At 63.7% G+C, this 13229-nt stretch carries 6 protein-coding genes; 3 read left to right on the top strand and 3 right to left on the bottom strand.

The genetic code is table 11. The features are described from left to right. Position 1: 1 nt before the first annotated feature. Positions 2-670 (bottom strand): ABC transporter ATP-binding protein, encoded by a 669-nt coding sequence (locus J1G37_RS14430; protein WP_207042682.1) that lies wholly within the window; start codon positions 668-670, stop codon positions 2-4. Between the two features lie 274 nt (positions 671-944). Between J1G37_RS14430 and J1G37_RS14425 the strand changes: the two genes are divergently transcribed. The 3 genes from J1G37_RS14425 (at position 945) to J1G37_RS14415 (ending at position 4962) form a co-directional block, all read left to right on the top strand. Then, on the top strand, positions 945-1619 hold the full coding sequence (locus J1G37_RS14425; protein WP_207042680.1) for a histidine phosphatase family protein: 675 nt from the start codon (positions 945-947) through the stop codon (positions 1617-1619). A gap of 170 nt (positions 1620-1789) precedes the next feature. Further along, positions 1790-3445, top strand: coding sequence for a lipid IV(A) 4-amino-4-deoxy-L-arabinosyltransferase (gene arnT / locus J1G37_RS14420; protein WP_207042678.1), 1656 nt, complete (start codon positions 1790-1792; stop codon positions 3443-3445). Then, a complete protein-coding gene (locus tag J1G37_RS14415) occupies positions 3442-4962 on the top strand; it encodes a glycosyltransferase family 39 protein (protein ID WP_207042675.1) in 1521 nt (506 codons plus the stop codon). Before arnT ends, J1G37_RS14415 begins: the two co-directional genes overlap by 4 nt. Positions 4963-4965: 3 nt before the next feature. On the opposite strand, the gene J1G37_RS14410 is transcribed toward J1G37_RS14415, so the two are convergent. After that, entirely contained in the window at positions 4966-5883 is a 918-nt protein-coding gene (locus J1G37_RS14410) for an ATP-binding cassette domain-containing protein (RefSeq protein WP_207042673.1), read from the bottom strand. 757 nt (positions 5884-6640) lie between these two features. After that, positions 6641-12910, bottom strand: coding sequence for a non-ribosomal peptide synthetase (locus tag J1G37_RS14405; protein WP_207042672.1), 6270 nt, complete (start codon positions 12908-12910; stop codon positions 6641-6643). Between the last annotated feature and the right edge of the window lie 319 nt (positions 12911-13229).

Here is a 13229-nt window from a genome sequence, read left to right as displayed (position 1 = left end):
CTCACACGGCGCCCGCAGGCACGACACGCCCGCGATGCAGCACCACCTGGCGATCCAGGCGTGCGGCGAGGCGCGGGCTGTGGGTGACCATCAACAGGCTGGTGGGGCTGTCGCGCAACAGGTCCAGGAGCAATTGCAGCACGTCATCGCTGGTGGCTTCGTCGAGGTTGCCGGTAGGTTCGTCGGCCAACAACAGCGCCGGGCGCGAAGCCAGCGCCCGACCCACCGCGACCCGTTGCTGCTGGCCGCCGGAAAGCTGTTCGGGATAGCGCTTGAGCAATTCCCCCAGGCCCAGGCGCTCCACCAATTGCGCCTGCCACTGCGCATCGAAGCGCCCCGCCAGCCGCGCCTGGAAGGCCAGGTTGTCGTCCACGCGCAAACTGCCGATCAGGTTGAACTGCTGGAACACCAGGCCGATTTGCGTGCGCCGCCAATGGGCGAGTTGGGCTTCATTGAGTTGATCCAGGCGCTGCTCGCCCACCGCGATGGTGCCGCCATCCACCCGATCCAGGCCGGCCACCAGGTGCAGCAAGGTGCTCTTGCCGCTGCCGGACTCGCCCATCAGCGCCAGGCTGCTGCGCGCCGCCAGATGCAGATCCACACCCGCCAGCACCGCCAACGGGCCTTGCGGGGTGGCGTAGCTTTTCAGGACACCTTGCACCTGCAACATGGGAGCACTCACCAATGGACTGCAACCGAGAATAACGGCTGGCTGGCATGCCCACGCAAATTTTTCACATGGATTTCACCGGTTGCCCACCCGCCGTTCTCTACATTACCGGCCAAGTGTCACCGGTCGGCAACTTGTTAGTTAGCCCACCGGGCAACTTTATAACCGCAACGCGTTCAGCGAAAAGACAGCAGCCCTGTGACAGCCTCCTGCTTCACTCAGGGCACTCGCCAAGCCATTGCGCCTAACTAGTACAACATTGCCGACGGTGCCCATGGTGAATGAAGTGGTTGACCTTACCCTGACCAAGCCGCGCTTGCCCCGGGCCTTTTTCAAGCGCCTGCGCAGGCTTTGGCTGGGGGTTGGCGTGGTTGGTTTGCTGCTCGGTTGCAGCTTGCTGTGGCCTGCATCGCCACGGGATTTGGGCGTCGGCAATCGCCTGCTGAACTCGCCAGTGATGCCGCTGTGGCGTGACGGTGACGTGATCGTGCTGGTCCGCCATGAAGAGCGCTGCGACCGCTCGACCAACCCGTGCCTGGGCCCGGTCGAAGGGCTGACCGTCAACGGCAGTCAACAGGCCGTCAACCTGGGAAAAGCCTTTGCTGCATTGGGCATGGCGGGCAGTGACGTACTGGCCAGCCCGGCCATCCGCACCGCCCAGACCGTGCGTTTCATGTTCGGCAAAAGTGAGATGACTTCAGGCGAACGCGCCGTTTGCGGCACGGCCATGGGCGAAGAATTGCTCAACCACAAGGTCCCGGGACGCAACCTGGTGTTCGTCACCCACAGCGGCTGCATCGCCGACTTCGAGAAGAGCCTGGGTTTCCCCCACGCCACCTTCCCGCAATACGGCAGTTCATTGTTCGTACAAGTGTTGCCCAACGCCAAGTTCAAAGTATTGGGCATCGTCAACAATGAGAACTGGCCCAACGCACTCAAGCAGTTCTAACACTTCCCCATGTTCAGCAAAACGACAGCCAACTTCTGGCATGTTTAGTTGTGCCTGTTAGTTAAGGATGTCATGAACACTTTCAATAACTTAGTGGAAACTTCGATGGTTTGCGCTATGACTTTCATGTCTCAACTTCCCTCCATCAAACGTCAAGGAGCGACGTTTTCATGATGCGCTTCAAACCCCTATATCTGCTGTTGCTGGCCTTCGCCGCGTTTTATCTGTTACCCCTGGGCCTGCACGGCCTGTGGATTCCGGATGAAACCCGCTACGCCCAGATCAGCCAGGAAATGCTGCTGAGCGGCAACTGGGTCACCCCGCACTTCATGGGCGTGCGCTACTTCGAAAAACCGGCCGCCGGCTATTGGTTGATCGCCCTCGGCCAGGCGGTGTTTGGCCAGAACCTGTTCGGTGTGCGCGTCGCCTCGGCCTTGACCACTGCACTGAGCGTTTGGCTCGCCTACCTGGTCGCGCGGCGGATGTGGCACGACCCACGCAAAAGCTTCGCGTGCGCCCTGCTCTACCTGAGCTTTGGCCTGGTTGCCGGGCAAGCGGGTTACTCCAACCTCGATCCGCAATTCACCCTCTGGGTCAATCTTAGCCTCGTCGCGCTGTGGTTTGCCCTCGACAGCCCCTCCCCCCGTGGCCGCCTCGCCTCGTGGGCGGTGTTGGGCGTGGCCTGCGCCATGGGTTTCATGACCAAGGGTTTCCTCGCCTTGGCGCTGCCGGTGCTGATTGCCCTGCCGTATATGCTCTGGCAGCGCCGCCTGGGTGAGTTGCTGCGTTACGGCCCGCTGGCCGTGGCCGTGGCGCTGCTGCTCTGCCTGCCGTGGGTGTGGGCGATCCATGTGCAAGAGCCGGACTACTGGCGGTTCTTCTTCTGGAACGAACACGTGCGCCGCTTTACCTCCGCCACCGCGCAACACGCCCGACCGTGGTGGTTCTTCCTGCCGATCATGGTGGTGGCGTGCCTGCCCTGGGCGGGGATGCTGCCAGCCACGCTGACCAAGATGTGGCAACAACGGCGCCAACCAGCGATCGCCTTCCTGGCCTTGTGGATGCTGTTGCCGTTGTTCTTTTTCAGCTTGAGCAACGGCAAGCTGCCGACCTACATCATGCCGTGCCTGCTGCCCCTGGCGCTGTTGATGGGCCATGCGTTGACCGAGCTGCCGCAACAAGGCAAATCCCGCGCGATCTGCCTCAACGGCCTGCTCAACTTTGCTATCGGCATGGTTGCGATGGTGGCGCTGATCTACCTGCAAATCAGCAGGCCGCCGTACGGCAACAGCCATGCGGAGATGTTCAGCCTCTCGTTGATCTTTATCGTGCTGCTGGGCTGGATCCTCGCCAACCTACTGCAAGCGTTCCGCCCGCTGACGCTGTGGGCGATGCCAGTGTTGGGCATTGGTTTGCTGGTGATCCTGTTGCCGGCGAGCATGCCGGCCCAGGTGACCGACAACGAGATGCCCGACCAGTTTGTGCTTGAACACCTCGACGAGCTCAAGCAAACCAGCGCTTTGCTCAGCAACGAACTGGAAAGCGCCAGCGCCCTGGCCTGGCGCCTGCAACGGCCAGAAGTGGGCTTGTATGAAGCCGAAGGCGAGCTGCGCTATGGCCTGCAATACCCAGACAGCGTGCAGCGCAAAATCAGCCTGGACCAAGTGCAAGGCTGGCTCAAAGAGGCGCGCCAGAAAGGCTCGGTGGGCGTGTTGGTACGTGCTGGCAGCAGCAGCGAGATGCGTCAAGTCGGGCAACTGCCCCCCGGCGGCACCCGCTATGACAAGGGTTACCTGCAATTGATCATCTACCCGAAACTGCCATGAGCCGGCTTATCCCACGCCAACACCGCGCTCTGCTGCTATTGCTTGCCGTCACGGCGCTGATGCTCTTGCCGGGCCTCGGTGGCCGTGACCTGTGGGGCCCGGAAACGCGCTGGGCCGACATCGCCTTGCACATGCTGCAAAGCGGCGACTACTTCGACCCTTACCTCAAGGGCCAGCCCTATTACGACAAGCCCCTGCCCTCCTACTGGCTGATAACCGCCCTCGCGCACGTGATGGGCGGCCTTGGCCCGTGGTCACTGCGCCTGCCTTCGGTACTCGCCGCGTGGCTGAGCGTGTGGCTGGTCTACCTGATCGGCGAGCGCCTGCTGCACAGGGGCACCGGCCTGATTGCCGGCTGGATGCTCGCCACCACCTTCTACTTCATGTTCTGGGCGCGGGTCGCCACGGCGGATGTGCTCACGGTGTGCGGCGTGCTCGCGGCGGTGTGGTGGTATTGGCGCGGCCCGGAGGACACACGGCTGGGGCGCTACACGGTATTTTTCCTGCTGCTGGCGCTGACGTCGCTGTTCAAGGGCTTGATCGGCTTCGTGCTGCCGGGCCTGGTGTTGCTGCCGCATGTGCTTAGCGAGCAGCGCTACAAACACCACCTCAACCTGCGCCTGTTGCTGGCACTGGTGATTGCCGCAGCAGTCTATGCGGTGCCTTTCGTGTTGTCCCATTTCTACGGCACACCGACCTACGGCCAAAGCGGCCTGGCCCTGGTGTTCCGGGAAAACGTGGTGCGCTTCTTCGACCCTTTCGACCATATGGGGCCGATCTACACCTACCTGATCTACCTCCCCGCCTACACCCTGCCATGGGCGCCCTGCTGGTTGCTCGGCCTGTGGCTGGCCGTGCGCCACTGGCGTACCACGCCGCCCAACGTGCGCTGGCTGGTATGGGGCTTGGGCCTGCTGTTTGTGTTCTTCACCGCCAGTGGCAGCCGACGCAGCTACTACGTGCTGCCCCTGGTGCCCTTTGCCCAACTGCTCGGCGCCTGGTGGCTGCACGAACACCTGCTGAAAAAACCCGCCGCACGCCCCCGCTGGCGCATAGGTTTCACCATCGCCGCCAGCCTGTTGCTGCTGATACTCGGCCTGGCCTACCCCTGGACCAACGGCAACGGCGGCGTGACCCGCTTCGCCGACGATGTGCGCGCCGAAGCGGTCAAAAGCGCACCCTGGAACCAATGGCAAATCGTGCTGGTGGAAGCCGACAACAAACTACCGATGTACCTGCAAAACGGCGGAAAGCCCTTCTATTACGTCGGCGAAAACCAGGACTTCCCACGCCAGGGCAACAGCGCCGCATTCATGGCCTGGCTGGAGAACACCAGCGGCCAGCGCTTCGATCCCCAGCACACGATCATCGTCGCGCAATACACCAGGGACGACCCGACGCCGTTGGCGTATCTGGGGGCGGATCACCAGGTGATCGTCACGCAACCGGACAATGGGGAACGGTTGTTCAAGGTGCGTAAGGAAGGCAGTGTGGCGTACGTGCCGGGGCAGCGCTGAGCATCAGGGGCGGTTGATTTTCCCGGTGGGCAATGCCTCGGCCGGCGCGGCGATACCAGACACCTGCTCCCGCACCACCCGCCCCTCCGCCCGATTACGAATAAAACCCGTCCGAGTAAACCGCTCAAGAAACGGCACCGACAGGTTCTGCTCCGGTAACGCGCTTTGCGTCGCATCCCCGAACAAGGTGTACGCCGCCGTCGGCAAATGCCGTGTGTTCACTTCACGGCTAATCCGCCCGTTCTCCAGGACGATTGCGCGGTTGGCCACCCGTTGCAGGTCGGACAAGCGCTGGGAGATGTAGAGGATGGCCACGCCTCGGCGGCGCTGGGAATCGACCAGTTCCAGCAGGCGCTCGGCGTCAGGGGCTGACAGGGTTGCGGTGGGTTCGTCGAGGATGAGCAAGCGCGGTTGCAGGGCGAAAGCGCGGGCGAGTACCAGCAATTGGCGGTCGGCCTGGCCGAGGCGCTCGACCGGCAGTTGCAGCGGCAGGTCCAGGCCCAAGCCGGCGGCGATGGTTTCGGCGCGTTGCAGGAGGTTCTTGCGGTTGAGCAGGAAGTCCGCGCCCGGCAAGCACAGTTCGTCGAGCAGCAGGTTTTCGGCGACGCTCAGGCCCGGGGCAATGCCTTCGTCGGGGCGCTGGTGGACCGCGACAATCCCCACCCGCCGTGCCGACAACGGTGAGATAAACCGTTGCCGCACCCCATCGACCCACAGCTCACCGGCATCCGGCACCAGGGTGCCGCCGAGGATGTTGACCAAGGTGGACTTGCCCGCGCCTTCCACCCCCAACAAACCCACGCCTTCACCCGGGTATAGCTCCAGGCTGACCTGATCCAGCGCCCGTTGGGTGCCAAAGGTCTTGCACAGGTCACGCGCGCGGACCAGGGGCTGGGGTGCAACGGCAACGGGGTTGCTCATGGCTAATCTCTAATGCGCTACGGTGACTCATCCCAGCGCGACGAGGCGCTGATTTACTCCGTGTAACAATGAGTTAGGTGGCGAATTAAAGGCAAAGCCTTATGAACAATCCAATAGCTGGATCGCATATGGATTGGTTTTTCAGTTATATGCAATGGGCGCTCAGCGTGTTGAATCCATTCAGCATCAGACCCGTGTGGGAGCTGGCTTGCCTGCGATGCAGACACCTCGGTACATCAGGCACACCCAGTTGATGCCATCGCAGGCAAGCCAGCTCCCACAGGGGAACGCGTCAGCTCCAGAGACCCGGTCGGCTACTAGGCCGCCGCGCTTTGCTTTTGATTTTGATCTTAGGCGCCCCGTTAAACACGCTGGCCGGAATTCGGCATGGATTTGGGGGGTAAACCGGCAGGGATGCCGGTTTAGCCGCCCCGCGCCATGGATGGCGCGTGGCGGCGGCCCCCCAAATCCATGTCGGATTACGGGCATGCCGAGCCTAGGCGAGGCACCGAGTGTTGGGGCAAGAGCGTTTTGCTTACTTTTGCGCTCTTCAAAAGTGAGCCGCCGTAAGGGCGGAACCCTAAGCAGCCGTTACCCAAATAATGGATATGTACACAGAAAGACCGCTATCGCAGGCAAGCCAGCTCCCACAATAGAGCGGCGTACATCCGATAAGACTTGGCCGCCTGCCACATAGCCTTCGCGAGCAAGCCCGCTCCCACACAAGCCTGCTTACACATCCAATCACTGTCAGGCTTCAGATCCGACGACGCCGATTCAGCGCAGGGATAGCGGTTTCAGCAACAGCCACTTGCTGAACCTGCGCCACGGTACACACCGCCAACTGCGCCAACGTCGGCTGACTGAACAACGTGCGCGCATCCACCTCCAGCCCCGCCTTGCGCATCCGCGCCACCACATTCACCGCCAGCAACGAATGCCCCCCCAGTTCAAAAAAGTGGTCATACCGCCCCACCCTTTCCAACTTCAACACCTCGGCCCAGATCCCGGCCATCACCGTTTCAACCTCCCCAACCGGCGCCACATACGCGCGGCTGAGCACCGACGCCAAACCCGGCTCCGGCAGCGCCTTGCGATCCAGTTTGCCAGCCGGATTCAGCGGCAAGGCGTCGAGCTGTACAAACGCCGCCGGCACCATGTACTCCGGCAGTTGCTCCAGCACATGCGCACGCAACACCTCCGGGCTCGGCGCCTCGGCACGCAGGGTGAAGTACGCCACCAAGCGCTCGTCACGAATCAGCACCGCCACCTCGCACAACGCCGGATGCGCCGCCAGGCACGCTTCGATTTCCCCCAGCTCCAGGCGCACGCCGCGCAGCTTGACCTGGAAGTCGTTACGCCCAAGGAAATGCAGGTTGCCATCCGCCAAGTACCGCACCAGATCGCCGGTGCGGTAAAGGCGATCACCGGCCACAAACGGGCTGTCGATAAACCGCTCGGCGGTCATCTGCGCCAGCCCCAGGTAGCCGCGCGCCACGCCGACCCCGCCGATATGCAATTGGCCGCTGACGCCCATCGGTACCGGCGCATCATGTTCGTCCAACACATACAGGCGGGTATTGCTGATCGGTCGACCAATCGGCAATTGCAGCGCGGGCACGCGGGCACCCGGCTCCAGGGTCCAGGCGCTGCTGTCCACCGTGGCTTCGGTGGGGCCATAGACGTTGTGCAAGCGCACCTGCGGCAGGCGCGCCTGCACGCCGCGGGCCAGGGCCTCGGTGAGTTCGCCGCCGCCACACAACACATCGGTCAGGCTGCTGCACAACGTTGACTCTTCCAGTTCAAGGAACTGCTGCAACATCGCCGGCACGAATTTGATCACGCTGATTTGTTCATCACGAATCACTTGCGCCAGATACGCCGGTTCGCGATGCCCATCGGGCCGCGCCAGCACCAGGCGCATGCCATTGGCCAGCGGCCAGAACAGCTCCCACACCGAGCCGTCAAAGCTGAACGGCGCACGTTGCAACAGCGCGCCGCCTTCGGCGTTCGGGCACAGCTGCGAGCCCCAGTGCAGCAGGTTGGTCAGGCCGCGGTGTTCGATCATCACGCCCTTGGGCGTGCCGGTGGAGCCCGAGGTGTACATCACGTATGCCAGGTTGGCGGGGGTCAGGCCCGGCACCCGGGGGTTACCGGCGGGCGCCTGTTGCCAGGTGCAGCGGTCGAAGTCGAACACCGGGATCGCCACGTCACCCGGCAAGTCGCGGGTGGCGCCATGCACCAGCAACGCCACCGGTTGGCTGTCGTGGAGCATGTAGGCCAGGCGTTCGCGGGGATAGCTCGGGTCCAGCGGCACGTAGGCGCCGCCCGCCTTGAGAATCGCCAGCAACCCCACCACCAGGTCGAGCCCGCGCTCGACGCACAGCGCCACCCGCGAATCCGGCTGCACCCCACGCTCGCGCAAGGCGTATGCAAGCCGATTGGCGCGCTCGTTGAGTTCACGATAAGTCAGTTGCAACGTGCCGGCCTGCACCGCCACCGCATGAGGGATATGCCGCGCGTGGGCCTCGAACAACGCTTGCACCGTCTGGGTTTCATCGTGGTCGGTGACCGTCGCATTGAGGTCCACCAACAGCCTGTGCAGTTCGCTGGCGGGCAGCACCGGCACGTCGCGCAATGGGCTTTGCGGGGCATGTTCAAGTGCATCCGCCAGGCCATTGAGTGCAGTGTCGAGGTAGCCCAACAGACGCGCGGCACCGACCTGGCGCGGCGCCTTGGCCTTGAGGCGAAAGCCGCTGGCAACGTCGTCCACGGTGAGCATCAGCGGATAACTGAGGATGTCTTCGCTGCTGAGCAAGGCAATGCCCGGCCCCAGGTCCGGCGCGGCGTCTGCAGCGGTATGCCGATAGTTGAGCAGACTGTTGAACAGCGGCGCCACCTGGCTGCAACGTTGGGCCAGGGCGAGGGAGGCTTGTTCATGGACCAGTAGCGCGCTCAATTGGCGGTGGGTGTCGCGCACCGCCTCGATCACGCTTCGCCCAGCCAAACTCAGGCGCAGCGGCAGCGTGTTGATGAACATGCCGAGGGCCCGATCCGCACCTTCTCCCGCCTGCAAGCGACCGAGCAATACGCTGCCGAACACCACGTCCTCACGGCCGGCCACGCGGCTGAGCACCTGGGCCCAGGCCAGGTGGAACAGGCTTGCGGCGCTCACGCCCAAGGCCCGTGCCTGCGCGCGCAAGCGCTGGTTGAGAAGTTCGTCCAACACTTGTTCGGCGGCTTCGGTGTCGGCAGGCTGCGCCCGATGTTCCTGTAGGCCGAAGGCCAGGGTCGGCTCGTCAACGTCGGCCAAACGCTCACGAAAGAACGCTTCATGCGCCGCCTGACAAGCGGGTAGGCGTGCCTGCGCGACCACATTGCGATACGGCACCGGCGCGGGCAATCGCGCCTGTTCACCGCGCAGATGGGCGCGTATTTCGTCCAGCAGAATCGTGGTCGACGTGGCGTCATTCACCAGATGATGGAAGCGCAACCGGGCGACCCAGCGCTGCTGCTCCGGCTCCTCGCGATAGTCCAGGGCCAGCAACGGCGCCTGGCGCAGATCCAGCGGTGCACAGGCTTCGCCCAGCGGCTCGACCCGCAGCGTCGCCGCGCGCCACACCACTTGCATCGGCTGCTCAAGGGCGTCCCACACCAGGCTGGTGCGCAGGATGTCGTGGCGGTTGATCACCTGTTGCAGCGCCTGGGCAAATGCCTCCAACTGCGCGCGGCCGGCAAAGCTGAACAGCGCTTGCTGCTGATACGGATCGTGCTCATCGGTGAGGTGGTGGTAGAGCAACCCTTCCTGCAACGGCGCCAGCGGGTAGATCTCCTGCACATTCGTCGCACCGCCGGGAATGCCCGCGACGATGCGATCCAGGCTGGCCTGATCCAGCGTCGCCAGGGCCAGCAGATCCGGGGTGAGGACGGCGCAATCGGCCGGCACGCGGTTGGCCGGCACGTCGCTGTCGCGGCCCTCGCTCACCGCCGCCAGGGCCGCCAGCGTCGGCTGGCCGAACAACACCTGCACATCGGCACGCAGGCCGGCCTGGCGCATGCGTTGCACCAGTTGCACCGCCAACAGCGAGTGGCCGCCCAGCTCAAAGAAATGATCGTGGCGCCCCACTTGCCCGACCTGCAACAGCTCGGCCCATAGCTGCGCCAGGGTGGTTTCCACCCCCTCGTGCGGGGCCTCAAACACACGCGTGACGAAGGCGTCCTGCGTCGGTTCCGGCAACGCTTTACGGTCGAGTTTGCCGTTGGCGGTCAGCGGCAATGCCGCCAGCCGGGTGTAGGCCACGGGCAGCATATAGTCAGGCAACGAGGCTTGCAGATGGCTGCGCAATGCTTCGATTGCCAGCGGCTCACGCTCGATAAACCAGGCCAGCAGTTGCCCTTCGCGACACAGCACCACCGCGTCGGCAACCTGCGGGTGAGCGGCTAGTGCCGCTTCGATCTCGCCCAGTTCGATACGCACGCCACGGATCTTTACCTGATCATCGTTGCGGCCTAGATATTCCAGATTGCCGTCGGGCAGCCAGCGCGCCAGGTCGCCGGTGCGGTACATCCGCCCGCCCGTGTTGGGGTCATCGACGAAGCGCTGCGCCGTCAGGTCCGGCCGGTTGAAGTAACCACGGGCCACGCCCTTGCCGCCGACGTACAACTCCCCCGTGACGCCAATGGGCACCGCACGCAGGTGCGCATCCAGCAGGTAAACGCAGGCATTCGCCACCGGCGCACCGATATGCAACGACCGGCCCACCTCGACGCGGCCGGAGGTGGCGACCACCGTGGCTTCGGTTGGCCCGTAGTTGTTGATCACGGCAAAGGTCTGCGCCAGGGGGAACGCTCGCAGGCGGTCGCCGCCAATCAGCAAAGTGCGCAAGGTCGGGTGGCCCAGGCCCTGGCTGAAGGCGTATTCGGCAACCGGTGTTGGCAAGAAACACACGTCCAGCGGTTGCCCGCGCCACCAGTGCAGCAGCGCGTCGATATCCTCGGCACCGTCATGGGCCGGTGGCAGGTGCAAGGTGGCGCCCACGCACAGCGCCGGCCAGACCTCCCAGGCCATCGCATCAAAGCCAAACCCGGCGACACTCGCCGTGTGGCTGCCGGCCTGCAGGTCGAACGTGTGGCAGTGCCAGTCCACCAGGTTGCAGACGCTGTGGTGTTCGACCATCACACCCTTGGGCAAGCCGGTGGAGCCGGAGGTGTAGATCACATAGGCCAGGTGCGTCGGGCTGACCGCAACACGGGGCGGCTGGCTTGACGGCTCCGATGCCTGGCCCAGCGCAATCACGGGCACCGCCAGCGTGGGCAGGCGATGCAGCAGCTCGGGCTGGGCCAGCACCAACGCCGGCGCGCTGTCGTGCAGCAAGTAATGCAAGCGCTCGGCGGGATGGGCCGGGTCCACCGGCACGTAGCAGGCGCCGGCCTTGAGAATCGCCAACAACCCCACCAACGTGTCGAGGCCGCGCCGGGCGAGGATCACCACCCGATCATCCGGCTGTACGCCGTGGGCCAGCAGTTGCTGGGCCAAGCCATTCGCCTGTTGGTCGAGCGCGGCGTAGGTCAGCGCTTGCCCCTGGTACCGCGCCGCAATCGCCTGCGGCGTACGCTCGACCTGCGCTGCGATACGCTCGTGCACGGTGCGCGGCTCAACCAGCGGCCGCGCCGTGGCATTCCACTGCTGCAACCGGGCCTGCTCGACCGGCGTCACCAGCGTCAGTTCGCCGACCGGAACAGCGCTGTCGTCCAGCCCCTGTTCCAGCAGCCAGATCAAACGCTGCGCCAGCGCCTGCACCTCGTCGTGCTGGAAATACCCCTCGTTGTACACGCAATGCAGGCTCGCACTGCCCTGCTGGCGGTTGCTGCGCAGGTGGATGGCCAACGGCAGCGGCTCATGCAGATTGGACACCTTGACCGCCCGCGCCTGGACGTCGCCGTAACGCAGGTCATGGTCGTCCTGCTCGAACGACAGCGACACCTCGAACAACTGCTCGCGCCCGCTGCGGCGCAGGCCCAACTCGCGGTTCATTTCGCTCAAGGGAAAGCGCTGGTGGCGAAAATCCTGCTGGAGTTGGTCGCGCACGCCACGTACCAATTCACCAAAGGGCAATTGCGCATCGAACTGCAAACGCACCGCACTGACCTGGGCAAACAGCCCGACCGTCGCGCGAAACCGGGCGTTGGCGCGGTTGAGAATCGGCACCCCCACCACCCATTCCCCACGCTGGCTGGTACGGGTGAAATACACGTGCATCGCCGCCAGCAGCACATGAAACGCCGACGCCTGGTAACCCTTGGCAAGCTGCTCCATGCGTTCGAGCAAGGCTAGCGGAAACGCCTGCACCCAGGTGTTGCTCGGCGCCTTGGTGGTGTGACGAGGCGTCAGCAGCGGGTCCGGCAAGGTCTGGTACTTGGCCAGCCAATAGGCGCGGTCACGGGCATAACGGGGCGACTGCCGATAGCTCAGGTCGGCGTCGATAAAGTCGCGATAGGACGGCGCTTGCTGCACCAGCGGCTGTCCCTGTTGCAGGGCGCTGTACCGGCCGGCAAGGGATTGCAGCATCTGGCCAAACCCCCAGCCATCCAGGATCAAGTGGTGGGCCTGGGTGCCGAGGCGGTAATGCTGGCTGCCAAGCTTGACCAGGAAGAAGCGGAACAACGGCTCGCCTGCCAGGGCATAGGGCCGGGCCATCTGCGCTTGCATCAAAGCCTGGAACGCGGCAAGTGGATCCGGCTGCGCCGACACGTCATGCAGGGCCACCTCGGCCGCCATCTCGGCGACAAAGGTTTGCTGGGGCAAGCCCTCGGCGTCGCCATGCACTTGGCTGCGCAGCGCATCGTGGGTGGCCACCAGTTGCGCGATGGCTTGCTCGATCAGCGCCGGCACTACGGCGCCGGCAAAGTCCACGTAGCCACCGATGTTGTACAGCGGCGAGTCGCCCTGGCGCAGTTGGTCGAGCCAGATGTCCTGTTGCGCGGCGGTGAGGGGGAAGCGGGTCGGCAGGCAGGGTAAGGGCTGCATAAGATCCTTCTCATGGGTGTCAGGCACTGGCCGCGCAGGAGGGCCCACTACGGCGAAATTGCCGGATTTGAGCATGGGGTCCGGGGCCTGTCTGTCACCCTAAACCCGGACATCCAAATGGGTGGAATTGGGATTGGCTGAAGGCCTACCGCTGAAACGATTAAATAGATGTAGGACATTCGCTATGACTGGCCGATGTCGATCGACTGAAAGCCGTCAAAATGAAAAATTATTATTTTAAAAATCAATAACTTAAATGAATTTTCAGATTATTTTTCAATTTCATTGGGCGGAAAATGCTGTCAGAAACGTCGAGTTA

The sequence above is a fragment of the Pseudomonas sp. Marseille-Q1929 genome (genome assembly GCF_017316265.1).
Taxonomy (GTDB): domain Bacteria; phylum Pseudomonadota; class Gammaproteobacteria; order Pseudomonadales; family Pseudomonadaceae; genus Aquipseudomonas.
The sequence above is the reverse complement of the archived record's forward strand: the minus strand, read 5'-3'. Positions and strand labels throughout refer to the sequence as shown.